The sequence below is a fragment of the Xanthomonas nasturtii genome (genome assembly GCF_023337365.3).
Taxonomy (GTDB): domain Bacteria; phylum Pseudomonadota; class Gammaproteobacteria; order Xanthomonadales; family Xanthomonadaceae; genus Xanthomonas; species Xanthomonas nasturtii.
On record NZ_CP142084.2, the window covers coordinates 1,006,802 to 1,031,596 of the forward strand.

Annotated in this window: 24 protein-coding genes and 1 other RNA gene; 11 read left to right on the top strand and 14 right to left on the bottom strand. The window is 65.2% G+C overall.

Annotated features, from left to right (window positions below; all coding sequences use genetic code 11):
- Positions 1–51: 51 nt before the first annotated feature.
- From lgt to M3O59_RS04245, 3 genes are all read left to right on the top strand, one after another.
- The gene (gene lgt / locus M3O59_RS04235; protein ID WP_064633749.1) at positions 52–942 is read left to right on the top strand and encodes a prolipoprotein diacylglyceryl transferase; all 891 of its coding nucleotides are present in this window, start codon (positions 52–54) and stop codon (positions 940–942) included.
- Complete coding sequence (locus tag M3O59_RS04240) at positions 939–1,733, top strand: thymidylate synthase (protein ID WP_064633751.1); 795 nt, start codon at positions 939–941, stop codon at positions 1,731–1,733. Before lgt ends, M3O59_RS04240 begins: the two co-directional genes overlap by 4 nt.
- Positions 1,734–1,939: 206 nt before the next feature.
- Positions 1,940–2,419 carry a dihydrofolate reductase gene (locus M3O59_RS04245; protein ID WP_116906469.1) on the top strand — a complete coding sequence of 160 codons (480 nt, stop codon included), beginning with the start codon at positions 1,940–1,942 and terminating at the stop codon, positions 2,417–2,419.
- 53 nt (positions 2,420–2,472) lie between these two features.
- Here the strand turns inward: M3O59_RS04245 and M3O59_RS04250 are convergent, their stop codons facing one another.
- The 10 genes from M3O59_RS04250 to M3O59_RS04295 form a co-directional block, all read right to left on the bottom strand.
- Positions 2,473–3,432, bottom strand: coding sequence for a symmetrical bis(5'-nucleosyl)-tetraphosphatase (locus M3O59_RS04250; protein WP_249046815.1), 960 nt, complete (start codon positions 3,430–3,432; stop codon positions 2,473–2,475).
- A 28-nt stretch (positions 3,433–3,460) separates the two neighbouring features.
- A complete protein-coding gene (gene apaG, locus M3O59_RS04255) occupies positions 3,461–3,844 on the bottom strand; it encodes a Co2+/Mg2+ efflux protein ApaG (protein WP_064633755.1) in 384 nt (127 codons plus the stop codon).
- A 36-nt stretch (positions 3,845–3,880) separates the two neighbouring features.
- The gene (gene rsmA, locus M3O59_RS04260) at positions 3,881–4,669 is read right to left on the bottom strand and encodes a 16S rRNA (adenine(1518)-N(6)/adenine(1519)-N(6))-dimethyltransferase RsmA (RefSeq protein WP_064633757.1); all 789 of its coding nucleotides are present in this window, start codon (positions 4,667–4,669) and stop codon (positions 3,881–3,883) included.
- Positions 4,670–4,789: 120 nt separating this feature from the next.
- Positions 4,790–4,866: non-coding RNA, sX9 sRNA (locus M3O59_RS04265), on the bottom strand.
- Between the two features lie 124 nt (positions 4,867–4,990).
- Entirely contained in the window at positions 4,991–5,962 is a 972-nt protein-coding gene (gene pdxA / locus M3O59_RS04270) for a 4-hydroxythreonine-4-phosphate dehydrogenase PdxA (RefSeq protein WP_249048062.1), read from the bottom strand.
- 19 nt (positions 5,963–5,981) lie between these two features.
- A complete protein-coding gene (locus M3O59_RS04275; RefSeq protein ID WP_249048061.1) occupies positions 5,982–7,382 on the bottom strand; it encodes a peptidylprolyl isomerase in 1,401 nt (466 codons plus the stop codon).
- Positions 7,379–9,817, bottom strand: coding sequence for an LPS-assembly protein LptD (gene lptD / locus M3O59_RS04280; RefSeq protein WP_064633811.1), 2,439 nt, complete (start codon positions 9,815–9,817; stop codon positions 7,379–7,381). Before lptD ends, M3O59_RS04275 begins: the two co-directional genes overlap by 4 nt.
- A 126-nt stretch (positions 9,818–9,943) precedes the next feature.
- The gene (locus M3O59_RS04285) at positions 9,944–10,852 is read right to left on the bottom strand and encodes a histone deacetylase family protein (protein ID WP_116906456.1); all 909 of its coding nucleotides are present in this window, start codon (positions 10,850–10,852) and stop codon (positions 9,944–9,946) included.
- A gap of 38 nt (positions 10,853–10,890) precedes the next feature.
- Positions 10,891–11,448, bottom strand: coding sequence for a cob(I)yrinic acid a,c-diamide adenosyltransferase (locus M3O59_RS04290; protein ID WP_064633765.1), 558 nt, complete (start codon positions 11,446–11,448; stop codon positions 10,891–10,893).
- Between the two features lie 3 nt (positions 11,449–11,451).
- Positions 11,452–12,030, bottom strand: a complete 579-nt coding sequence (locus M3O59_RS04295) for a hypothetical protein (protein WP_116906457.1) — start codon at positions 12,028–12,030, stop codon at positions 11,452–11,454.
- Positions 12,031–12,226: 196 nt separating this feature from the next.
- Between M3O59_RS04295 and ubiH the strand changes: the two genes are divergently transcribed.
- From ubiH to M3O59_RS04320, 5 genes are all read left to right on the top strand, one after another.
- Positions 12,227–13,435, top strand: coding sequence for a 2-octaprenyl-6-methoxyphenyl hydroxylase (gene ubiH, locus M3O59_RS04300; protein WP_116906458.1), 1,209 nt, complete (start codon positions 12,227–12,229; stop codon positions 13,433–13,435).
- Complete coding sequence (locus M3O59_RS04305) at positions 13,432–14,613, top strand: UbiH/UbiF family hydroxylase (RefSeq protein WP_249046813.1); 1,182 nt, start codon at positions 13,432–13,434, stop codon at positions 14,611–14,613. Before ubiH ends, M3O59_RS04305 begins: the two co-directional genes overlap by 4 nt.
- Positions 14,614–14,739: 126 nt before the next feature.
- A complete protein-coding gene (locus M3O59_RS04310; protein ID WP_064633773.1) occupies positions 14,740–15,459 on the top strand; it encodes an alpha/beta fold hydrolase in 720 nt (239 codons plus the stop codon).
- Positions 15,460–15,542: 83 nt separating this feature from the next.
- Positions 15,543–15,974, top strand: a complete 432-nt coding sequence (locus M3O59_RS04315; RefSeq protein ID WP_064633776.1) for a nuclear transport factor 2 family protein — start codon at positions 15,543–15,545, stop codon at positions 15,972–15,974.
- A gap of 202 nt (positions 15,975–16,176) precedes the next feature.
- The gene (locus M3O59_RS04320; protein ID WP_239687011.1) at positions 16,177–17,124 is read left to right on the top strand and encodes a SphA family protein; all 948 of its coding nucleotides are present in this window, start codon (positions 16,177–16,179) and stop codon (positions 17,122–17,124) included.
- Between the two features lie 177 nt (positions 17,125–17,301).
- Here the strand turns inward: M3O59_RS04320 and M3O59_RS04325 are convergent, their stop codons facing one another.
- Positions 17,302–17,976 carry a GntR family transcriptional regulator gene (locus M3O59_RS04325; RefSeq protein ID WP_116906461.1) on the bottom strand — a complete coding sequence of 225 codons (675 nt, stop codon included), beginning with the start codon at positions 17,974–17,976 and terminating at the stop codon, positions 17,302–17,304.
- 234 nt (positions 17,977–18,210) lie between these two features.
- Here M3O59_RS04325 and M3O59_RS04330 point away from each other — a divergent pair, with 234 nt between their 5' ends.
- The 3 genes from M3O59_RS04330 (at position 18,211) to M3O59_RS04340 (ending at position 20,545) form a co-directional block, all read left to right on the top strand.
- Positions 18,211–19,107: a gallate dioxygenase gene (locus M3O59_RS04330; RefSeq protein WP_116906471.1), complete on the top strand. Its 897-nt coding sequence runs from the start codon at positions 18,211–18,213 to the stop codon at positions 19,105–19,107.
- 10 nt (positions 19,108–19,117) lie between these two features.
- Complete coding sequence (locus M3O59_RS04335) at positions 19,118–19,477, top strand: protocatechuate 3,4-dioxygenase (RefSeq protein ID WP_064633780.1); 360 nt, start codon at positions 19,118–19,120, stop codon at positions 19,475–19,477.
- Positions 19,478–19,543: 66 nt separating this feature from the next.
- Positions 19,544–20,545 (top strand): LysR substrate-binding domain-containing protein, encoded by a 1,002-nt coding sequence (locus M3O59_RS04340; protein ID WP_064633782.1) that lies wholly within the window; start codon positions 19,544–19,546, stop codon positions 20,543–20,545.
- A gap of 176 nt (positions 20,546–20,721) precedes the next feature.
- Here the strand turns inward: M3O59_RS04340 and M3O59_RS04345 are convergent, their stop codons facing one another.
- The 3 genes from M3O59_RS04345 to M3O59_RS04355 all read right to left on the bottom strand — a co-directional run bounded on the left by M3O59_RS04345 (position 20,722) and on the right by M3O59_RS04355 (position 24,784).
- The gene (locus M3O59_RS04345) at positions 20,722–22,200 is read right to left on the bottom strand and encodes an AMP-binding protein (protein WP_064633784.1); all 1,479 of its coding nucleotides are present in this window, start codon (positions 22,198–22,200) and stop codon (positions 20,722–20,724) included.
- A gap of 204 nt (positions 22,201–22,404) precedes the next feature.
- On the bottom strand, positions 22,405–23,874 hold the full coding sequence (locus M3O59_RS04350; RefSeq protein ID WP_116906462.1) for an aldehyde dehydrogenase: 1,470 nt from the start codon (positions 23,872–23,874) through the stop codon (positions 22,405–22,407).
- An 82-nt stretch (positions 23,875–23,956) separates the two neighbouring features.
- Complete coding sequence (locus M3O59_RS04355; protein WP_064633788.1) at positions 23,957–24,784, bottom strand: p-hydroxycinnamoyl CoA hydratase/lyase; 828 nt, start codon at positions 24,782–24,784, stop codon at positions 23,957–23,959.
- Positions 24,785–24,795: the final 11 nt, after the last annotated feature.

Sequence of the window (24,795 nt, forward strand, 5' to 3'; positions counted from 1 at the left end):
GCGCCCGAGGTGTCAGAATAGCCGCCTCGCTCTACGTGATACGCGGTCCGCATGATCTATCTGCACGCCATCGACCCCATCGCTTTCTCGCTCGGCCCGGTGCAGGTGCACTGGTACGGCTTGATGTATCTGGCGGCGTTTTCCTCGGCCTGGGCGCTGGGCCGTTCGCGCATTTTGCGCGGCCGCCTGCCCGGGGTGGACTTGGACGGTTTCTCCGACCTGCTGTTCTACGGCATGCTCGGCGTGGTGCTGGGCGGGCGCATCGGCTACATGCTGTTCTATGCCTTCGAGACCTTCCTGGCCAACCCGCTGATCCTGTTCAAGGTGTGGGAAGGCGGCATGAGCTTCCACGGCGGCCTGCTCGGCGTGTTGATCGCCTGCTGGCTGTGGGCACGCAAGCACCGGCTGCATTTCTTCGACGTCATGGATTTTGTCGCGCCGCTGGTGCCGCTGGGCCTTGGGTTCGGGCGGCTCGGCAACTTCGTCGGCGGCGAGTTGTGGGGCAAGTTCACGCAGGCCGGCTGGGGCGTGATCTTTCCGCATGCGCCGGAGCTTGCCAATCAGTTGCCGGCGCAGATCCAGGCGCAGTACGCCGCTGGCGCATTGAATCAGTTCGCACGCCATCCCTCGCAGCTTTACGAAGCGGCGCTGGAAGGCGTGGTGATGTTCGTGGTGCTGTGGGCGTTCTCGATGAAGCCGCGCGCACGCTATGCGGTGTCGGGCCTGTTCGCGCTGCTGTACGGCGTGTTCCGCTTCATCGTTGAATTCGTACGTGTGCCGGACGCACCGATCGGCTACCTGGCCTTCAATTGGCTGACGATGGGCCAGATTCTGAGCCTGCCGTTGATTGCGGTCGGCCTGGTGCTGCTGGCGATGTCGCGCCGCGCGCCGGTGTTGCAGCCGGTGCTGCCCGACGTCGCAGTGGCGGAGGCCGCGAAGTGAAGCCGTATCTGGATCTGCTGCAGCACGTGCTGGAACACGGCGCGGAGAAGTCTGATCGCACCGGCACCGGCACGCGCAGCGTGTTCGGCTGGCAGATGCGCTTCGACCTCAATGCCGGTTTTCCGTTGGTCACCACCAAGAAGTTGCACCTGCGCTCGATCATCCACGAGCTGCTGTGGTTCCTGCAGGGCGATACCAATATCGGGTATCTCAGCGACAACCAGGTGCGCATCTGGGACGAGTGGGCCGACGCCAACGGCGATCTCGGTCCGGTCTACGGCAAGCAGTGGCGGCGCTGGACTGGCCCCGATGGCGTCGAGATCGACCAGATGCAGTGGCTGGTGGACGAGATCAAGCGCAATCCCGATTCGCGCCGCTTGGTGATCAGCGCCTGGAATGTGGGCGAATTGCCGCAGATGGCGCTGATGCCGTGCCACAGCCTGTTCCAGTTCTACGTGGTGAACGGCAAGCTCAGTTGCCAGCTCTATCAGCGCAGTGGCGATATTTTTCTGGGCGTGCCGTTCAATATCGCCAGCTATGCGCTGCTGACGCACATGGTGGCGCAGGCCACCGGCCTGGGCGTTGGCGATTTCGTGCATACGCTGGGCGATGCGCACTTGTATTCGAATCACTTCGACCAGGCCCGCGAACAGCTGGCGCGCACCCCGCGCGCGCTGCCCACCTTGCGCCTGAATCCCGAGGTCACCGACCTGTTCGCGTTCCGCTTCGAAGACATCGCCATCGAAGGCTACGACCCGCATCCGGCGATCAAGGCACCGGTGGCGGTATGAGTCGGGAGAGTAGTCGGGACCGGGGACCGGGGACCCGGGACCCGGCAATAGCAACAACAGCAGCAACGGAGCTTTGCCAGGATTCGCCCGCCGGGTCCCCGGTCCCGGGTCCCCGGTCCCGAACAGCACCAATGGCAACAACAAAGCTTCCCCAGGATTCGCTCTCCGGGTCCCCGGTCGCCGCTCCCCGCTCCCGGCTCCACCTCATCGTCGCCTTCGATCGCAACAACGCCATCGGTCGCGATAACGACTTGCCCTGGAAATTGCCCGATGACCTCAAACGCTTCAAGGCGTTGACGCTGGGCAAGCCGATCCTGATGGGGCGCAAGACGGCACAGTCGTTGGGGCGTGCGTTGCCGGGGCGCTTGAATCTGGTGCTGACGCGCTCGGGGCAGGTACCGTTCGACGGTATGCAGGCGGTGGCATCGGTGGAGCAGGCGATCGAACGCGCCGCGCAAGATGGCGCGCAGGAGCTGTGCGTGATCGGTGGCGGTGAAGTGTATCGCCTGACCATGGAGCGTGCCGATCTGCTGGCGGTGACCGAAGTGGACACTGCAGTGGACGATGCCGACACGCATTTTCCGCCCATCGACCCGGCGGTGTGGTCGCCCGTGCGGCGTGAGTTGCATGCTGCTGATAGCCGGCATGCTTATGCGTTTTCGTTTGTGGATTACCAGCGCCGCTGAGCCATGCGCTCTGCAATGCCCGCCATCGCCATGACGACGGGCGCCTTGCGCAATCAATCCTGTGGTGGATCGGCTTGCGGGTTTGGAGCCGCTGCAGCGTTCGTCGCATTGCCGCCGCGGTTGCCGCGCGAACGCTGGCGCCCCTGACGCTCGCGTGGACGCCGCGGAGCACGCGCCGTCGGTGCCGGCCCGGTCACTTCGCGTCCCGGCACCTGCACCACGCGCAGCTCGTCGGTATCCAGCTGCAAGGCAGTGAGCTTGCCGCCCCACACCGCGCCGGTATCGATGGCATGCACGCCCTGGGTGATGGTCAGGCCCAGCGCAGACCAATGCCCGCAGACGATCTTCAGATCGCGCTCGACCCGGCCCGGCACTTCGAACCATGGATACAGGCCCTGCGCCTGCGTCCCCGGCGTGCCCTTGTCGTCGGTGGCGATGCGCCCGCGCGGGGTGCAATAGCGCATGCGCGTGAACAGATTGATGATCGCGCGGCTGCGGTCGTAACCGCTCAGGCCCGGCGACCAGCCCGGCTGATCGCCGTACATGTTGCGCAACAGTTTGCGGTAACCACCGCCCTGCAATTGCTGCTCGACCTCGCGCGCATGTTTCTCGGCCGTCTGCGTGGTCCACTTCGGCGCCAGCCCGGCGTGAATCATCATCCAGCCCAGTTCGCGGTCCACGTGCGCCAGCTTCTGCATGCGTAGCCAGTCGAGCAGCGCGTCGCGATCCTCGGCCAGCACGATGCGCAGCAGATCCGGGTTGACCTTGCGCTGTTCTTCTTCCGAACGTGCGCCGATCGCCAGCAGCGACAGGTCGTGATTGCCCAGCACCACCACGCTGTGTGCGCGCAACGAATGCACCAGACGCAGCGTTTCTAGCGACTGCCCGCCACGGTTGACCAGGTCGCCGCAGAACCACAGCGTGTCATGTGCGGAGTCGAAATTGATTTTTTCCAGCAACCGCTGGGTGATGTCGTAGCACCCTTGCAGGTCGCCGATTGCCCAGACGCTCATTGCGCGCGCTCCATCAGTCCAACATCCATCAGTGCAGCGTCCTGGGTACGCTCAGCACGAAGGCGGCGATCGGGGCGGTGAATTCGGTGCCATCGTCGGCCACCATGTCGTAGTGGCCTTGCATCTGTCCCTGCTCGGTCTCCAGCAGCACGCCGGAGGTGTAGTGGAAAGCTTCGCCCGGGCGCAGCCACGGCTGCTCGCCAACCACGCCCTCGCCATCGACCTGCTCGGTCCGGCCATTGCCATCGGTGATCAGCCAATGCCGCGCGATCAGGCGCGCAGGCACGGCGCCCGCATTCTGGATGCGAATGCTGTAGGCGAAAGCATAGCGGCCCTCGTCCGGGGTGGATTGATGAGCGAGGAAGCGGGGCGATACCTCGACCTCGACCCGATAGCGCGGATCATCTTGCATGGCGAAAGTCTAAATAAAACCGTGTGGGAGCGGCGCTCAAGCCAGCTCGACATTGGCCAGCCGGATGAAATCGGCGACCTCGAGTTGTTCGGCACGTGCGTCCGGGCGCACCTGGGCAGCTTCGAAATGCGCCGGTTCGCAGACGGTGGACAAGGCATTGCGCAAGGTCTTGCGGCGTTGCCCGAAACCGGCACGCACCACGTCGGCGAAGCGGCGGCGATCCTTGATCTGCACCGTGGCCGGGTCGCGCGGCACCAGCCGCACTACTGCCGAATCCACCTTCGGCGGCGGCCGGAAGGCGCCCGGCGGCACCACGAACAGCGCAGTGACCTCGCAATACGCCTGCAGCATCACGCTCAACCGCCCATAGACCTTGCTGCCGGGGCCGGCAGCCATGCGGTCGACCACTTCCTTTTGCAGCATGAAGTGCATATCGGCCACCGCGGCAGCATGGTCCAGCGCATGGAACAGGATCGGCGAGGAGATGTTGTAGGGCAGGTTGCCGACCAGGCGGATCGGCGTGCCGTTGGCCAGCGCGGTGAAATCCACGCCGAGCACATCGCGATGGATGATGCTCAGTTCGCCGATGGGCGCAGCGGCCTCGGTCAACGGCGCAATCAGGTCGCGATCGAATTCGATCACGGTCAAGGCGCCATGCTTGCGCAGCAGCGGGAAGGTGATGGCGCCCTGGCCCGGACCGATCTCGACCAGATGCTGGCCGGCGCGCGGGTCCACCGCCTGCACGATACGGTCGATGTAATACCGGTCGGCAAGAAAGTGCTGGCCAAGCGACTTCTTGGCCGGTGCGCTGAAAGAAGAATTCATCTGTGCAGTTTAACGGAGGCAGCGCCTGCACGCGGGCCCGTTGCGCGCACCAGGCGCCGCCAGATGGGCGACGTGCACGCTACCGCATGCTTGGTACAGGGATCGCGTGTGGTGTGGAGCGGCTGACACACCGTAGCAAGCAGCCGTCGGGTGGGTGCGGACGGCGCGCTCACAACCGCAGTGGACGAGTGATACATGCCGCACCGAGCACCGGCCGCACTCCTCTGGCGGCTGCGCCGTCGTACTTGTTGGCCGCTTTACGGCCTGGGGATGGGCGGCGTGCCCGATGCGGCATGCCGGCAACAGGTAAGCGCAGGCGGGTTAGCGGCGTGCCGCCAGGCGCGCGCATAGCTCGGTGGCCGCCATCAGGCTGGACGGGTCTGCGATTCCGCGGCCGGCCAGTTCCAGCGCGGTGCCGTGATCCACCGCCACGCGCGGGTAGGGCAACCCGAGGGTGATGTTCACTGCCTGCTCGAAACCGCTGTACTTGAGCACCGGCAGGCCCTGGTCGTGATACATCGCGACCACCGCATCGAAACCGCTCAGTTTTTGCGGCAAAAACGCAGTGTCCGCCGGCAGCGGGCCGATCAGCTGCATGCCCTCGCCACGCAGCCGCTCCAGTACCGGAATGACGATATCCAGTTCTTCACGGCCCAGGTGCCCGTCTTCGCCGGCATGCGGATTGAGGCCGAGCACGGCGATGCGTGGATGCTCCAGGCCGAAGTCGCGCTGCATCGCGGTGTGGGTGATGCGCAGGCACTGCAGCAGGGCACCGGGGGTGATCGCATCTGCCACTGCACGCAGCGGCAGATGGGTGGTCACCAGCGCCACGCGCACGATGCTGTTGGCCAGCATCATCACCACCGGGCAGTCTGCCTGTTCGGCCAGTAGCTCGGTGGTGCCGGTGTAGGGAATGCCGCCGGCGTTGATCACTGCCTTGTGCACCGGGCCGGTGACGATGCCCTGCAGGCGGCCGGCCAGGCACGCGCCCGCGGCCTCACGCAAGCCGGCAATCACCGCCGCTGCATTGGCTGGGTCTGGAGCGCCAAAGCGCGTTGCCACCGCCTGGCGAACCGGATGCAGCGGCAGGTCGCCTGGCGCGCGTGCCGGCTGGCCGGGATCGAGCAAGCGCACAGACAACGACAGCGCCTTTGCGGCGCCGTGCAGGGTGTCGGGATCGGCGTAGGCGATCAGATGTGCGTCGGAACGCAGCCGCTGCGCGAGCCGGACGCACAGCTCCGGCCCGATTCCAGCCGGCTCGCCTGGCACCAGCGCGAGCGACGGGACCATCATGAACTCCGGGCGTCCGGAATCAGGGCGTCGGCTCTGCCGGCGGCGTCGTCGGTTCCGCAGGCGCTGCCGGGTCTGCCGACTTGGCGGGAGCGGCTGTGGCGTTGTCATCGGCGCGGTCGCCGGTACGGTAGCTCACATACGCTTCGCCGCGCAGTTCCTGCAGATAGCGGTTGTACTCTTCTTCCAGCTTGCGGCGACCGATCGTTTCACGGATCTGCGCACGCTGATTTTCGGCGCTGACGTCGGTCTGGCGGCTGCCGACGCGCTGCACAATGTGCCAGCCCGCCTGCGTACGGAACGGCTCGGACACCGCGCCGTCTGCCAGTCCTTCGACCTGCTTGCCAAAGTCCGGGCCGAACGCATCGGCCGGGAACCAACCCAGATCACCACCCTGACCACGGCTATTGGTGTCTTCGGAAGACTCCTTGGCCGTTGCCTGGAAGTCGGCGCCGCCGGTGATACGTGCGCGCAACGTATCGATCTTGGCCTTGGCCTGCGCCTCGGTCTGGCTGTCGTTGATGCGCACCAGGATGTGGCGTGCGTTGTATTCGGTGACCAGCTTCTTTTCGCCGCCGGCATTGGCGTCGCGCATTTCCACCAGCTTGAGCAACTGGAAACCGCTCGGGCCGCGCAACGGACCGGCGACCTGACCGGGCTGCATGTCGCGGATCAGCTGGGCGAATGCGTTGGGGATCTCGTCCAGGCTGCGCCAGCCCAGGTCGCCGCCTTCCAGCGCATTCGGGCTATCCGAATAACGCACTGCGGCTGCGGAGAAATCCAGCTCGCCCTTGTCGATCAAGGCCTTGACGCCATCGACCTTCTTCTGGCCGGTGGCGATCTGCTCGGCGGTCGCACCTTCCGGCAAGCCGACCAGGATGTGCGCCAGGTGGTACTGGCTACCGGTGGTGGCCTGCTGGGCCAGCGCGGCGTCCACTTCGCCTTCGCTCACGCTGATGCGGCTCTGCGCGAAGCTCTGACGCAGGCGCTGCACGATGATTTCGTCGCGCACCGAAGCGCGGAAATCGGCATAACCCATGCCGTCGGCGGCCAGCTTCTGGCGCAAGCCATCCACGGTGGTGCCGTTCTGCTGGGCGATGCTGGCGATGGCGCGGTTGAGTTCCTCGTCGCTGACGCGGATGCCGCTGCCGTCGGCGCGGCCGACCTGCAACTTGACCAACACCAAGCGCTCGAGCACCTGGCGCTGCAGGACGTCGTCCGGCGGCAGCTGGTTTTCGCGGCCGGCGTACTGCGACTTGACGTTGCGCACCGCGCGATCAAGCTCGCTCTGCAGCACCACGTCTTCGTCGACGATGGCTGCAATGCGATCCAGCGGCTGGGATTGCTGGGCCGAGGCCAACGGCGAAACCGTGCTGGTGATGACCAGCAACGAGGCAAGAACGACAGAGAAAGGCTTGGTCATGGAATCAGGTTCGGATCGTAATCGTCCGGATTGCTCGTGGTGTTGGTATTGCTGGGCGGGACCAGGTACAGGTCGTCGCGGTAATAGCCGAGAATAGCACGGCGCAAAGTGCGATCCGTGTTCTGGCCAAACGAGCTCAAGCCCTTGAGGACAAACTCGAACTGGATGGAGTTGTCCATCTCGCCATCGCGGTTGCGCACGAAGCGGCGCACCAGTGCGCGGACCGCCAGGCAGCAGCTGTCCCACTGCACGCCACCGATGATTTCCAGCGGCTCGCGATCCAGCAGCGAGTAGTAATAACGGCCAACCGCACTCCAGGTGGGGTTGATCGGGTAAAGGAACGAGAAGTCGGCCTGTTTCAACTGGTCGTTATTGCTGATCAGATCGCGGCGATAGCGGTAGGCCAGATTGATGATGCCGTCGTTGCCCAGCAGGTAGCGCGTGCGCAGGCTGGCCAGATCTTCCTTGCGCGAGTTCGGGTTCCATTGGTAGGTGGCGCCCATGGACCAGCGGTCGTTGATCATGTAGTTGGCATCGGCCACCCAGGCGGACTTGCCCTGTTCGATGGGTTGCTCGCTGTTGGCAGCGGAGCTGTTGATCGTCACCAGCGAATCATTGAAGTACAGGATCTGACCGGCACTCAGCGACAGCTTCTCGCGCCCATCCTCTTGACGTAGCCAGCGTGAGGTCACGGCCAGGGTCAATTGGTTGGCGTCGTTCTGGCGATCGGCACCGGTGTAGCGGCTGTCGCGAAACAATTGACCGTAGCTGAAGGTGAACGGACGGGTGTCGAAGACCGGCAGATCATCCTGGTCGCGGTAGGGCACGTACAGGTAGTACATGCGCGGTTCCAGCGTATTGAGATAGTTGGTCCCGAACAGCGAGGTTTCGCGATCGAAATACAGGCCTGCATCCAGCGAGGTGATCGGAAGGCTGCGCGTGGGAGAGCGGTTGCCGGTCAGCGGCGCGGTGTTTGCGACAATGGAATCCAGCTGATACGCGGTATAGCGCCACGCCACGGTCGGGGTGATGAACCAGGCTGCGCCCGACAACGGCATCGAGATGTAGGGTTTGACGTCCAGGCGCGAGCCGCTGCCGTACTCCCTGTTGCGGATGTTGGTGCGGACGTATTCGTCGTTATCGTCTCGGCTGTTTGTTTCGCCTGGAGTGCTGGGGCTCGGAGGCTGGACGAAGTACGAGTCGTCATGAGTGAAACGCACCGCTTCGGCATACACGCCCGCTTCGAAGATGCCGAACGGCTTCTCCCAGGTGAAATACGCGCGCGGCTGCCGGTTGTAGGGCAGCGCCTGTTCGTCCAGCGTGTAGTCGGTCAGCTGCCAGCGGTCGGCCATCAGGCCGGCTGTCCAGGTTTCGCCGGTGCCGTAGATGCCCACGGTGCTTTGCAGGCTGGACGCCGAGCCCATGCCATTGATGCGGCTGGTGAAGTCCTCCACATAGCGCGTGTCGCTGACCCAGGAGATGCTGCTACGCGCCTGCCAATGGCTGTTGACGTTGTGGTAGCCGCTATAGAAAACGCTGCCGCGGTCTTTCTTGCGCAGGTTGTCATTGGGCAGATAGTTGCCGGTGATTTCGCCGCGACCGCCCTCATAGAGGTAGCGGAATTCGGTGCCGAACATGAAACCGCGCTTGCTCATGTAGCGCGGCAGCAGGGTGGCATCGTAGTTCGGCGCCAGGTTGAGGTAGATCGGTTGCAGGTAATCGAAACCGTTACGCCCGGACAGGCCGAATTGCGGAAACAGCAAGCCGGTCTGGCGGCGGTCGTCGATCGGGAACTTGAACCACGGGAAATACAGCACCGGCACCTTGCCGATCTGCAGCACCGCATTGCGTGCGGTACCGAAACCTTCTTCGTTGTCGACGTCGATCTCCGGCGCGCGGACCCGCCAGATCGGCTGCGAGGGGTCGCAGGTGGTATAGGTCGAACGGTGCATCTGCCCGACCTGGCCCTGCAGGTCCACCGATTGGGCCGCGCCATTGCCGCGCCGGTCTACCAGCTGGTACTGGATGTTGCTGACCTTGTGGGCGTCGGTGTCCTGATTGCCTTCGGCACGGTCGGCGACCATGCGGAAGGAGGTGTCCTGGTAGCGGACATTGCCTTCGGCGATGTAGTTGCCGGTTTCGGTGTCCATGCGCAGGTTGTCGGCTCCCAGGAACTGGTCGCCGCGCTTGAGCGCCACATTGCCCTGGTACTGCGGAGTGGTGCTGGTGCCGGACAACTGGTCGCCTTCGATGTCGGTCGGCAGCTGCTGGCGCATCTCGGCGGCCTTGGCGTCGGCGGCGGGGGCGCCATCGAAACCAGGCAGCGGGTCCACGGCCGGGCACAAACCCCAGTTCAACGGCTTGTCGGCAGCCATGGCCGGGAGGCAGATGGCGATGCTCAAGGGCAGGGGCAGCAGGCGGAGAGCTCGGCGCACGCGTGGGTTCAACCAATAAAATGGCGACTAGCTTGCCGCATACCCCGCATAGGGGCAATGAAGAGCGCCCGCATCGGGGGGGCGAGGTTCATCGCAACCGGTGGCGCGACTGCTGTCCCGGCAGGCTCAGCGCAGTGCGGCCACGTGCGCCACACTGCTTTCGCGTAGCGCCTGCAGGTCGTAGCCGCCTTCCAGCATGGAGACCACGCGGCCGCGCGCATGGCGGTCGGCCAGGGTGCGCAGGGCACCGGTGAGCCAGGCGAAATCGTCGTCGTCGAGCATCAGGTCGGCCAGTGGGTCGCGCAGATGCGCATCGAAGCCGGCGGAGATCAGGATCAGCTGCGGGCGGAAGGTATCGATCAGCGGCAGCATCTCGTCTTCCCACACATTGCGAAAGCGCAGGCCGTCGCTGCCAGGCGGCAGCAGCAGGTTGTGGATGTTGCCCACGCCGCGCTCGTACACGCTGCCCGAGTGCGGGAACAACCCGGACTGGTGCGTGCTGAGGTACTGCACGGCCGGGTCGCGCTCGAAGATCGCCTGGGTGCCGTTGCCGTGGTGGACGTCGAAATCCACGATGGTGATGCGCTCCAGCCCATGCCGGTCGCGCGCGTGGGCGGCGGCCACGGCGATGTTGTTGAACAGGCAAAAGCCCATCGAGACCTGCGCGGTGGCGTGGTGGCCGGGCGGGCGCACTGCGCAGAAGGCGGTGCGGGTCTGGTCCTGCATCACCGCGTCCACGGCGGCGATGCCGGCGCCTGCAGCGCGCAGGGCGGCCGCGCGCGAGGCGGGCACCATGCGCGTGTCCACGTCCAGCTGGCGATAGCCGTCGAAGGCGGTTTCCAGCACCGCGTCCACCTGCTCGCGCTCGTGCACCCGGCACAGGTCGCCGAGCTTGGCCAGCGGCGCCTCGCGCCAGTCCAGATCCGGGAACGCGGCGCGCAGGGCCTCGACCACCGCTTCCAGGCGGGCGGGGCTTTCGGGGTGTTCAGGGCCGGCGTCGTGACCGAGGCAGGCGGGATGGGTAAAGACCAACATGGGGCAACTCTAGCCTCTCCGTCGAGCCGGGCACATGCTCAACCGCGCCGGCGGTCATGCCGCCACAGGACTTCCTGCTGTCCGTCGACACGCGCAAGCACGCGCGCCAGCACGAACAGCAGGTCCGACAAGCGGTTGAGGTAACCGATCGCCTCGCTGCGCACCGCTTCCTGGCGCGACAACGCAACGGTCTCGCGCTCGGCCCGGCGCACGATGGTGCGGGCCAGATGGCAGCGCGCGGCCGCTTCGCCACCGGCCGGCAGGATGAATTCCTTCAATGCGGGCAGTGTGTCGTTGAAGGCGTCCAGCTGGCGCTCCAGCGTCTCGATGTCGGCCGCCTCGATGGCCGCGTGGCCAGGAATGCACAACTCGCCTCCCAGGTCGAACAACTGGTGCTGCACAGTGGTCAGCAGTGCGGCGATCGGCTCCGGCACCCCGGGTGCGGCCAGCAATACGCCGATGGCCGAATTGGCTTCGTCCACGGTGCCGTAGGCATTGACGCGCAGCGCGTCCTTGCCGGTCCGGCTGCCATCGCCCAGGCCGGTGCTGCCGTCGTCGCCGGTACGCGTATAGATACGTGAGAGTCGGTTGCCCATGACTCAGCCGGCGTGGGGCTGGCGACGCGGGGCGGCCAGCGGCTCGGCAGCCACCTGGATTGCCGCCGCAGCGGCCACATACAGCGCGGCGCTGCGCAGGTACGGGCCCAGCCAGTCGGTGTAATTCTTGAACCAGCCGGACACGGTCGGTTCGGCCACGCTGGCGCTGATCCAGTAGAAGCTGCCCTGGGCGATCAGCTGGCACAGCGCCACGGCGATCAGCAGGGCGGGCACCAGCCTGGCCAGCGCGCTCCACTGCGCGCCGTGATAGTGCCGGCGCAGCCACACGCCGCCAGCCCACAACGCGAAGTACGCCGGGATCAGGCACCAATACGCCGGCGACACGCAGTAGTGCTGCCAGAAGCTCAGGCCCTGTTGGGTGATCACCAGCCAATCCACTGCCACCGCAAGCCCCATCAACAGCGGGAATGCCAGCCGGGTGCGAGCGGCCAGGTGGAAGCCACCGATGAAGAACACCGCCCAGGACGCGTCCGGAACCGGCGCGAAGTGGTTGATCCGCGTGGCCGCCATCAGCAAGGCGAGCAGGCTCAGAATCAGGGTGTCGTGCGAGCGAGGAGTCATGCGCGAAGGGAGCCGGATCACAGGTCCGCGAGTGTAGCGTGGAAGCGGCGCTGCCCGCGCCTTGCGGCAGCGTGCAATCGGCGCGGGGAGTGCCTGCGGCACCTGCGAGCCATGCGGGCCGCAGGCGGCAGCGGGCGCGGCAAGATGTCCCAGCCTTCGGCGGCAACGCGCATGGGCGAAGGCTTATCATGTCGGGATGACACTTCCCCATGACGTTCTGATCGTTGGCGGCGGCCTGGTCGGCTCCAGCCTGGCGATTGCGCTGGACCGCCTCGGCCTGGATGTCGGGCTGGTGGAGGCCACCCCGGCCGGCACGCCGCCGGCGGTGTTCGACCAACGCAACCTCAGTTTCGCCGCGGCCACCGTGAATGCGCTCGGCGCGCTTGGGGTGATGGCCAAGCTGCGCAGCCCGCCCGGGCCGATCCGGCGCATCCATGTCAGCCGCGCCGGCGACTTCGGTCGCGTGCAACTGGACGCGGCCGATTACGGCCGCGACGCTTTCGGCCAGGTGGTGGTGGCGCGCGACTTCGGCGATGCCTTGCAGGCGCGCCTGGACGAATTGACCCATCTACGCCGTTACCGCCCGGCACGTTGCATCGGCGTGGAGCCGGTGCAGGACGGCCTGCGCGCGGTGCGCCTGACCACCGAGGCTGGCGAGCAGCGTGTGCACGCCAAACTGGTGGTCGGCGCCGATGGCAGCAACAGCGCGGTGCGCGAGTTGCTGCACATCGACACCGACACGCACGATTTCCTGCAGACCTTGTTCGTGGCACGTGTGCGCGCCTCCCGGCCGCCCGATGGCACGGCCTGGGAGCGGTTTGGCGAACACGGACCAACCGCATTGCTGCCACGCGGCGACCGCCACTACGGCGCGATCCACTGCGTGGCGCGTGCCGAGGCCGACGCCGTGGCCGCGCTCGATGACGCCGGCTGGCTTGCCCGCTTGCAGCGTGCGGCCGGCTGGCGTGCCGGGCGCTTTGTCGCCAGCGGCGAGCGCAGCGCCTACCCGCTGGTGCAGGTGCTGGCCAACGACCTGGTCGCCGAGCGCGTGGTCCTGCTCGGCAACGCGGCGCAGACGCTGCACCCTATCGGTGCGCAGGGCTTCAATCTGGGATTGCGCGATGCACTGACGCTGGCCGAGTTGATCGAACACGATCGCAGCGATGCCGGTGCCGGCGCGTTGCTGGCCGAGTATCTTGCGCGGCGGCGGGTGGATCGCGAGCACACCATCGGGTTTTCCAGCGGTCTGGCGCGGCTGACCGGCAATCCGGCACCGTTGCTGCGGCCGTTGCGTAGCCTCGGTTTGTTCGCGACTTCGCAGGCAGCGCCGCTGCAATCGATGCTGGTCGGCGGCGCGATGGGCTTCCGTGGCGATGTCCCGCAGCTCTGCCGGGGTATCGCATGAGCCGCCGCTGTACGCGCGATGCGGTGATCGTCGGCGGCGGCGTGGTTGGTGCCGCCTGCGCGCTGGCGCTGACCGACGCCGGCCTGAGCGTGGCCCTGGTCGAAGGGCGCGACCCGGCAAGCTGGCGCGCCGATCAGCCGGATCTGCGCGTCTACGCCTTCGCTGCCGACAACGCCGCATTGCTCGACAGCCTGGGCGTGTGGAACGCGGTGCGCACCGCGCGCGTGCAGCCATATCGACGCATGCGGGTCTGGGATGCCGGCGGTGGCGGCGAGCTTTGCTTCGACGCCGATACATTGGGTCGCGAACAACTCGGCTGGATCGTCGAACATGCGTTGCTAGTCGATCGCCTGTGGGCGGCCGTGCACAGCGCCGGGATCCAAGTGCATTGCCCGGCGCGCGTGGCCGAACTGGAGCAGGACACCGGCAGCGTGCGCCTGCGCCTGGACGATGGCAGCCGGCTGGAAGCGGCCATTGCCATCGCGGCCGATGGCGCGTCGTCCACCTTGCGCGATTTGACCGGCCTGCCGGTGTCGCGGCACGCCTACGCGCAACGGGGCGTGGTTGCTTTCGTGGAGACCGAACAGCCGCACCAGGCCACTGCATGGCAGCGCTTTCTGACCACCGGACCACTGGCGTTTCTGCCGTTTGCCGATGGCCGTAGTTCGATTGTCTGGACGTTGCCCGATAGCGATGCCGAACGTGTGCTGCAACTGGACGACGCGACGTTTTCGCGCGAGTTGACCCAGGCCTTTGCCGCGCGCCTGGGTGAAGTGCGTGTGGCCTCCGCACGCACGGCATTCCCGCTGCAACGGCAATTGGTGGAGCAGTACGTCAGTGGTCGCGTGCTGACCCTGGGCGACGCCGCGCATGTGGTGCATCCGCTGGCGGGGCAGGGCGTCAACCTGGGGTTGCGCGATGTCGCTGCACTGCGTGCGGAAGTGCGCGCCGCGCTCGTCAAACGTGCGGATTGGGCCGCTGCGCACCGGCTGCAGCGCTGGGCGCGTACCCGCCGCAGTGAAAATGCCGTGGCCGCGTACGCTTTCGATGCGATCAACAACGTGTTTTCCAACGACGAGATGCACCTGACCCTGCTGCGTGGATCTGTGCTCGGCCTGGCCGGCAGGCTGCCGCCGCTGGTCGATGTGTTGTGGCAACGGGCATCCGGCGGCGCGTAGGCAATCTTACGTCTGCCGGCCTGCTCTCTGCCTGGCCGGCCCAGTCGACGCTTTATGTCTAAAAGCTTATAGCGTAGGCCGCATCTTCCATACGACGCACGCGGCCGGCGTGGCTACAGTCGCGGCATGACTTCCGTTTCGCACACATCTAGACCCACCTTGCTGCTGCTTTGCGGCCTGCTCTGCGACGCCGTTATCTGGCAGCCGCAGCGCGATGCGCTGGCCGATCTGGCCGATGTGCAGGTACTGGATTTCCCCGGGTTCGACAGCATCGTGCAGATGGCTACCCATGTGCTGGCCATCGCACCGCCGCAGTTTGCGCTGGCCGGGCACTCGATGGGCGGGCGGGTGGCGCTGGAGATCATGCGTCAGGCGCCCGAGCGGGTGACGCAGCTGGCACTGTTCGATACTGGCATTGCGCCGCGTCGCGATGGCGAACGCGAGGAGCGCCAGGCGCTGGTGGATCTGGCGCAGGCGCAAGGCATGCATGCGCTGGCGCTGGCCTGGTTGCCACCGATGCTGCACCCCGCACGCATCGCCGATACCGGCGTGATGCAAGACCTCAGCGCGATGGTGCAGCGCCAAACCGCGCAGAGCTTTGCCGGTCAGGTCAACGCGTTGCTGGAGCGCCCGGATGCCGCGCCGGTGCTTGCGCAGATCCGCTGCCCCACCTTACTGGGGGTTGGGCGCCAGGATGCCTGGAGCCCGCTGGCACGGCATCAAGACATGGCGCGGCAGATTCCGCAGGCGCGCTTGGCCGTGTTCGAAGAGTGCGGGCATATGGCGCCGGTGGAAGCACCCGCTGCGGTGACGGTGGCGCTGCGCGATTGGTTGCAGGCCGCGTGATGGCGCAGGTGAAGCGGCGTCTGCCTAGCCGCGGCAGCTGCTGACCGCGTCGACCGGTAATGGCTGGACTTCAAGGAGGCTGCATGCACGACGATGCATCGATCATCATTGCCTGCGAGCAATTGATCCGCCGGTTTGCGCTTTACAACGATCGCCACGATTACGAGCAACTCGCTGCATTGTTTACTGACGATGGCGTGTTTGCGCGCCCGAGCGCACCTGACGTGCCCGTGCATGGACGCGAAGCGATCTTGGAGGCTTTCCGCGCTCGCGCGCCACGCAACACCTGTCATTTGATGCTCAATACCCTGGTCAGCGTCCAATCGAGCACGCTGGCCCATGCGCATAGCCATGTGCTGCTCTACAGCGCACCGCAGGCCGACGCGTCTGTCCCCTGGACGGCGCAGGCGCCTGCACTGATCGGCACCTTCGACGATGTGCTGGTGCACCAAGACAACCAATGGTTGTTCAAGCAACGCCTCGGCGCATTGCTGCTGCGCGTCGAGGCGCACTGACCGAGATTGATCGCGGTCTGTCTGTTCAACGATGTCGCCGGCCCTGACAGGCGGCATCTCGACACTGCTCTCCCCCAAGTCGCGTTGCCTCAATCGCCCATCTTCGTTGGAGAATCGCCTAGTGGAACGCGCATGTTCGTTTGTTGCTCGTCGTCGCTCATCGCTCCGGTCGCATCGCCTGCGCGCCGGCAGCTTGACTCTGCTGCTGGGTGCGCTGGCGCCGGCGGCGGCCTCCGCACAAGCCGTGCCTGACACAGTTCCGGTGCCGCAAGGCATCAACCTGGGTGGCACCAGTTTTTTCGATGGTTTTGGTTCCACCCAACCTGGTTGGACGGTGATCGAATATCTGCGCCATGCACACCTGAATGCCGTGCTGGATGCGCAAGGCAAAGATTCGCCGGCGTTTCGCGATCCGAAGATCAGCAGCTCGGCAGCGCTGACCCAGCTTATCTACGTGACGCCCTACAAATGGCTGGGTGGCACGATTTCCGTCGACGCCATCGTGCCGCTGGTCAACCAGAATGCCTCGTTTGCCGCCGACAGCCCGGTGCGGTTGAGCGACAACGGATTCGGCATTGGCGATATCGCGATCGGGGCGGCGTTGCAGATGCCGCCGGTGATGCGCAACGACCGGATCTTGCTGTTTCAGCGCTTCGCCCTGGTGGCATTTGCACCGGTGGGCAAGTTCGATCGCGACATCGCGATCAACCAGAGCACCGGCTACTGGTCGTTCTCGCCGCATTGGGCATTTACGGTACAGCCCACCGATAACTGGGAGGTCAGCATGCGGCTGCATTACATGTACAACTTCCGCACCGACCGTGCCGGTGGAGTGCCGCCAATTCCTGGTTTCCAGTTCCGCAACGGCCAGGCAGGCGATCTGGCGTGGCTGAATTTTGCCAGCTCGGTCAAGGTGACCGAGCAGCTGCGGGTCGGTGTCAACGGCTTCTACCTACAGCAGCTGCAAGATAACCGGACCAATGGCCAGCGCGTGCCCGACAGCAAACGCACACAGTTCTACATGGGGCCAGGGCTTTCGTGGCGGTTGGACGCGAAGAACGTGCTCAATTTTAATGTCTACCTGCCGGTCGAGGTCAAGAACTCGGTAGCCGGAAACACCTTCAACCTGATGTTCGTGCACTCGCTATAGCGCAAGCAAGGCGGCATGCACGCCGATCGTCTTGGTCGGCGTGCATGGTCGAATGGCGCCATGTCTTGCTGTATGCGTGGTCATGCGTCGCAGGTACGACCGACATCCGCTTCACGTACATCGATGCCCGATGCCAGTCCCTTTATTCGGCGCGCGGCCCCGTGCACCCACGAGGCATCACAGGCCCATGCTGTGCCGCTGCGTATTGGCATGTTCGCGGAACAGCAATTCCGCACGTGCGCCATCGCGTTGCTCGATAGCCGCGACGATCGCACCATGCTGGCGGTGCCCGTAATAGAGGTCGTCATAAGCAAGCGTGGCAGTGCGCTGACCGAACACCACGTTGACCGGGCTGACGAACGGCACCAGCGTGCAGCGGTCCACGGTCTCGGTAAGGATCGGTTTGTTGGCCGCCACCACGATGGCGCGATGGAAGCGGGCATTGATCGCGCCGTAGGTCTGCTCGTCGCCGGCATCAAGGCTGCGCTTGGCAAACAGCCGGTCGCCTTCGCACAGACAATCACGCAGGGTGGAGAGCAAGGTGGCCGATGCGCCCTGTTCGGCCACCGTGCGCGCTGCCATGCCCTCCATCAGCGCACGCACCGCCAGGGCATCCAGGCTTTCCTGCTGGCTGAAGCGCCGTATCGCATAGCCACGGTTACCGACCTGCACCAACAGGCCCTCCTGGCATAACGCCGGCAGCGCCTGGCGAATGGGCGTGCGCGAAATGGCCAGGCGCTCGGCCAGGGCCGCCTCGGTGATGCGCTCGCCGGGGGCAAAGGTGCCGCACAGGATCAATTCGCGTAGCTGCTGTACCGCTTGCAATCGGTGGGTGTTCGCCATTGGCTCCATTCTCTCGCGCCGTACTGCAGCGCACGTTCCTTCGAAGGGGGAAAACTCGCAATTATTTGTATAAAAACCTTGCAGATGAGGTCGCTTGATGGCAATTTGGATCCCAAGGATACCGTTTTGGCGATCCGGAGTGGTTGGTCGTCCGTGTTGGGATCCATTGCATCGTCGATCCTGACTCAATCAATGGCGTGCGCGCTGCCTTTTGCTGGTGGCGGTGCGTCGCAGGAGCAAAGCATGGCTAGCATCATCGGCGGCATCGGAACCTCGCACGTTCCCACCATCGGCGTGGCCTACGACAAGGGCAAGCAACAGGATCCGGTGTGGAAGCCGTTGTTCGACGGCTACACGCCGGTGGCTGAGTGGCTGGCCGAACAGCGGGCCGACGTGCTGGTGTTCTTCTACAACGACCACTGCACGACCTTTTTCTTTGATCTGTATCCGACCTTCGCGCTGGGCGTCGGCGAGCGCTTTCCGGTTGCCGACGAAGGCGCAGGCCTGCGTAACCTGCCTGCGATCCGCGGCGATGTGCAGCTGCAAGCGCATATCGCCGAGTGCCTGGTCAACGACGAATTCGATCTGACGGTGTTTCAGGACAAGCCCATCGACCACGGCTGCGCGGCTCCGCTGCCGCTGCTGTGGCCGCATGTGCCGGACTGGCCGGGCACGGTGGTGCCGATTGCGATCAACGTCCTGCAATACCCGCTGCCGACGGCACGCCGTTGCTACCGCCTGGGCCAGGCGGTGCGTCGTGCGATCGAGTCTTACCCGCAAGATCTCAGGGTGGTAGTGGTTGGCACCGGCGGGCTATCGCATCAGATCCATGGCGAGCGCACCGGCTTCAACAACACCGAGTGGGACATGGAGTTTCTGGACCGCTTCCAGCACGCGCCGGAAACGCTGACAGATCTCACCCACACCGACTACGTACGCCTGGGCGGTGCAGAGAGCGTGGAGCAGATCATGTGGCTGGCGATGCGCGGCGCCCTCGACGGGCCGATCCGCAAGCTGCATCAGAACTACTACCTGATGACCACCACCGCGATGACCGTGGTGCTGTACGAGCCGGGCGAAGAAGCGGCCGGCGCGCCGCGTTCGGCCGAGCTGCTCGCACGCACTGCCGACGCGGCATGAGGAGCTGCTGATGAATCCGCAAACCCATGGCATGGAGCAGATCGGCGGCACGTATCTGTTCGATCTGCGCACCAGCAATCGTGCGCTGCGCCTCAATCGGTTTTTCTGGCACATGATCCGCGCCCCATGGCGCGATCGTTTTTTACAGGATGCGGAAGTCCTGATGCAGGAAGCCGAACTCACCGAGCAGGAGAAGGCGCTGATCCGTGCGCGCGACTGGCTCGGGCTGGTGCAGTACGGCGCCAATTTCTTCGTCATCGAAAAATTCGCGCGCGTGGTGCGTATGACCAATCTGCAGGTCTACGCGATCATGCGCGGCGAATCGTTCGAAGACTTCATGCAGACGCGGCGTGTGCCCGATGCGCGCTGAGCTGCCCGCGGCAGCTGTGCGCCGCCTCGCCGCGTTAACCGACTTCCCAACGTAAGGCCTACCCCCATGACCATGTCCTCCGTGTTCTTCGAACACCGCATCAAGGTCCGGCATCTACGTGTCATCGAGGCGCTGGACCGGCAGAAAAGCCTGCTACGCGCCTCACGCGTTTTGAATGTCACCCAACCCGCGCTCACACGCGCCTTGCAGGAGATCGAAGAGATCGTCGGCGCGCCGTTGTTCGAGCGGCACTCGCGCGGCGTGCGCCCCAATGCGATGGGCGAGGTGCTGGTGCAGACCGCGCACGTAGTGCTGGGCCAGTTACGCCGCGCGCAGGACACCTTCGAAGGGCTGCTGCAGGACGATGCGCTCACGATCACCGTGGGCGCGTTGCCGGTGGCGGCCAGCGGCTTGCTGCCAGCGGTGCTGGCTGCGTTGTATCGCGCCGAACCCACGCTGCGGGTGCGCCTGCTGCACGGCCGCACCGATGAATTGTTGCCCAAGCTGGCCGGCAACGAGATCGACCTGGTGGTGGGGCGGCTGTATCCGCTGGCCCGTTACGACGCGCTGATCCGCAAGGTGCTGTACCAGGATCCGATTGCGCTGGTGGCGCGCAGCGACCATCCGTTGTTCGCCAATGGCCCGGTGCGCATTGCCGAAGCTGCGGCGTACCGGCAGGTGCTGCCGACCCTGAGCCAGCATGTGGAACGCGACGTGGCACAGGTGATGCGCGAACACGGCCTGGCAACGCGCGACCAGTTGCGTTCCAGCTCGGCCAGTTTCACTCGCGAAATTCTGCTCGGTACCGACAGCATCGCGGTGATGCCGAGCATGATGGTGGCCGGGGATATCGCACGTGGCGAGTTACGTGCGTTTCAGCTGCAGCAGCCCTCGCAGGCACGCGCGGGCGGTGTGATCTACCGCGACGGCAGCGCAATCCACAAACCCGGCGTGCGTTTGCTGATGCGCGAGCTGGAGAACCAGCTCGCACTCATGGCCGAACAGGGCGCGGTGTGGGTGGACGACCGCGTTGGCGAAGACGATTTGTTGCTGGATGCGTCTGCATGATTTTGGGTAAAGCCTGAGCGCTGCCTCGCTGCTCAGGATGATTTGCACCAACGATCAACGGGCGTCCAGCGCATGGCTGTTTGACACATTGGACAACGTGTAGAAAGCAAACGACGGGCAGCCCACGCTGCCCGTTGCGCTGTTCGGGTCGCGCAGGTAGGTCGGTGCGATGCGCGTCAAGCCTCATTGGCCAATACGTCCTTCAAGCGCCCTTTCTGCAATTTGCCGGTCGCCGTGCGCGGCAACGCATCGACCACGCGCAGGTGTTTGGGCACTTTGTACTTGGCCAATCGTTCGATCAGATAGCTGCGGATCTGTTCCAGGTCCGGCGCCTCATCGGCCGGAACGATCGCCAGATAGCCCACCTCGCCCCATTGCGGGTCGGCCATGCCGACCACCGCGCACTCGCGGATCTCCGGGTGATCGGCAAGCACCGCCTCGATCTCTGCCGGGTACACATTTTCGCCGCCTGAAATGAACATGTCCTTCTTGCGGTCGACCACCCAGAAGAAGCCGTCGGCATCGCGCTGCACGATATCGCCGGTGCGGAACCATCCCTGGCCATCGAGTACCTCGGCGCTGGCCTGCGGGTCGCGCCAGTAACCGGGGCTGAGATTGGGGCCGCGCAACAACAGCTCGCCGGGAACACCCACCGCGCAGTCGTCGCCATTGCCATCGACCACGCGGGTCTGCACCGCTGGCGAGGCAATGCCGACCGCGCCGAGCTTGTTGCGGATCACCTCGCAGTTCACCGACATGCCGAACACGGTGCCGGCTTCGCTCATGCCGAAGCCGCAGACCATCGGGATGCCATCGTCCAGCCAGCCGAGCAGATCGTCGCTGGCATGGGGCGCGCCGCCGCTGACCAATGCGGTGAGGTGCCGCAGCGCTGCGGCATCGAAACCGGGCTGATTGCGAAAGGCCTGCATCATCTGTGGCACGCCAACGTAGTGGGTGATGCCCAGCGATCGGTCTGCGAGCCAACCCAGCGTACGCTTGGGCTCGAAGCCATTGGACACCTGGATCGAGCCACCCACCGCCAGCACCGGGCGCACATTGGTGACCAGGCCGATGATGTGAAACATCGGCGCTTCGCACAGGAAACTGCTGGTCGCATCCACGCGCGTGGTGACGCCGAAGTTGTGCGCCACCTGCTGCAGGTTCTGCTCGCTCAGCAACACACCTTTAGGCTGGCCGGAGGTGCCGGAGGTGAACAGGATCAGGCTGACGCGATCCGGCGGAATCCATGGCGTGTCGGGGGGCTCCAGTGCTTCGGCGCTGGCCACGAAGCTTGCCAGGGTTTCCACCTCCGCGCGTCCGGCAGCGACATCGTCGCCCAGCAACAGGCACGGTTCCGCGCGCTGCAGCAGGGCATCCAGTTCGCTTGCACTCAAGCGCCAGTTGAGCGGCACATAGATCGCCCCGACCCGCCCGCAGGCGAAGTGCAGCGCCACCTGCCAGACCGAATTGCGCGCCAGGACCGCGAGCCGTTGCCCGTCGACGCAGCCGCGCCTGTGCAGTAATGCGGCGAGGCGGCCGATCAGGTCGTCCAGTTCGGCGTAGGTCCATTCGATACCCAGCAACAGATCGCGCGCGGCGAGCTGTTGCGGCGAAAGACGGGCGTGGAAAGCGATCGAGTCGGTCGGCATGGCCATGGCGCTGTCTTCCGGTAGATGGGAGTGACTGGCGTGAGTGCGACTGCTGTATGCGGAAGGTTTAAACGTGATGCAAAGCGTTTGGTACGAACGCTTCGAATGCAGGTAAACGATGCGCAGGTAACGGTGAGCAAGCAGCGAGCCGGTCGTTGACATGCAGAAACTGCCACCACGCAGCTGATCGCACGGTGGCTCGATCGCGCACTAGCTCAGATACACGGTCTTGGTTTCGAGGAAGGCATGCAGGCCTTCGATACCGCCTTCGCGGCCGATGCCCGACTGCTTGACGCCACCGAACGGCATGCTGATATCGACCCACATGCCGTTGATCGCATGACTGCCACTGCGCACGCGCCGTGCGATGCGATAGGCACGTTCGGCGTCTTCGCTGTAGATCGTGCCGTGCAAACCGTAGTCGCTGGCGTTGGCCTTGGCGATGAGATCGGCCTCGTCGTGGTAGTCGATGAAGCACACCACCGGGCCGAAGATTTCCTCGCGGGCAATGGTCATGTCCGTCGTGACCTCTGCAAACACGGTGGGCTCGACGAAGAACCCACGCGGCAGGTGCGCCGGGCGGCCGCCGCCCATGACCAGGCGCGCGCCCTCGGCGTTGCCTCGCGCGATATACGACTGCACGCGTTCAAGTTGCCGGCTCAGCGCCAGCGGTCCCATGCCGGTGTCGGCGGCGAATGGGTCGCCCAGTTTCACCGTGCTCAATGCGGCGCAATACGCCTGCAGGATTTCCTCGCGGCGCTGCGCCGGTACCAGCACGCGCGACAACGAAAAGCACACCTGCCCGGCGATCGGCATGGAGTAGGGCACCAGACTGGGCAGCACTTTGGCGAGGTCGGCATCTTCAAGCACGATGGCCGCCGATTTGCCGCCCAACTCCAGTCCAACCCGCGCCAGCCGTGCGGCGCAGGCAATGCCGATCGATCGCCCTGCCTGGGTGGAGCCGGTGAAGCTGACCTTGTCCACGTGCGGGTGGCGGATCAGTTGCTCGCCCACCTCACGGCCGGCGGGGAGCAGATTGAAGACGCCATCGGGGACTCCAGCGGCGCTGATGCATTCGGACAGGATGTAGGCGTCGATCGGCGTTTCCGGCGAGGGCTTGGCCACCACCGTGCAGCCGGCTGCCAGCGCGGCGGCGACCTTGTAGCACAGCAAGACCAGTGGCGCGTTCCATGGCGTGATTGCGGCGACCACACCCACCGGGTCCTGCACCACATGCACGCGGCCGCCGTTAGGGCGCACGCGCGGTTCGACGAAGGCATGCGTGGCAATCAGGTCGGCGTAGTAGTCGAACAGATCCGGTGCCTGCTGCGAGGCGCGCGTGCTGAAGCCGATGGTGGCGCCGACCTGCCCCGTCCACGCGTCGGCCAGTTCCGGCATGCGCGCTCGCAGGTGTTCGGCCACCCGCTTGAGCACCACGCTGCGTTCGGGCGGCGAGAGCTGCGGCCAGGGGCCGCTGTCGAACGCGTTGCGCGCAGCGGAGATGGCCGCTTCGGTATCTGCGTGCGAGGGTTCGGTGTAGCGCAGCAGCAGCTCTTCGGTGTGCGGTGCGATCACATCGGCATGCCGATCGCCGGTGCTTGCGCGCCACTGGCCGTCGATGAACAGGCCCAACGGCCCACGCGCGGCGATCCCGCGCAGCGTTGCGGATAAGGCTTCCATACTCCCTCCTCGGTGCAGAAAACCACTGGCAGCGCCAGCGATGCGTGGCTGCACGCATCGCTTCAGGCGCCATAGGACTTGCTTAGGCGCTGTTTTTCTTGATGTCGTATTCGCCCAGGCCGGGCTTGTAGCTCTTCTCGTCGATGAATTGACGGATGCCTTCCTTGCGCGCGTTGTTGTCGAACGAGTTCGCTGCTTCCTGCATGCGCACCAGATAATCTTCGGCTTCGTCGTAGGTCATGGTGCCGACGCGGCGCACCGCATCCTTGGCGTATTTCAATGCGACCGGGTTCTTGCGCAGCAGCAGCTCGGCCACTTCGCGCGTGCGTGCTTCCAGCCGTTCCAGCGGCACGCTTTCGTTGACCAGGCGCCATTCGGCGGCCTTCTTGCCATCCACCATTTCGCCGGTCAGCGTCATCCACATCGCATCGCGCATGGACAGCAGTTCCACGGCGACCTTGGTGACGCCGCCGCCTGGCAGGATGCCCCAGTTGATTTCCGACAGGCCGAACTGCGCTTCGTCGGCGGCAATCGCCAGATCGCACGCAAACAACGGGCCGAAGCCACCACCGAAGCACCAGCCATTGACCATGGCGATGGTCGGCTTTTGATACCAGCGCAGGCGGCGGAACCAGCCATACGATTCGCGCTGCGAGCGACGCACGCCGCGCAGGCCCTGCGCTTCGGTTTCGCGGAAATACTCTTTCAGGTCCATGCCGGCCGACCACGCGGTGCCTTCGCCGCCGAGCACCAGCACGCCGACGTTGTCGTCGAACTCCAGCTCGTCCAGCACATCCATCATGCGGCGGTTGAGCGCCGGGCTCATCGCGTTGCGCTTGTCGGGGCGTGCGAACTTCACCCAGGCAATGCGGTTTTCGATGCGAACCGATACCACGTCATGCTCGTTCAAGCGGCGTCTCC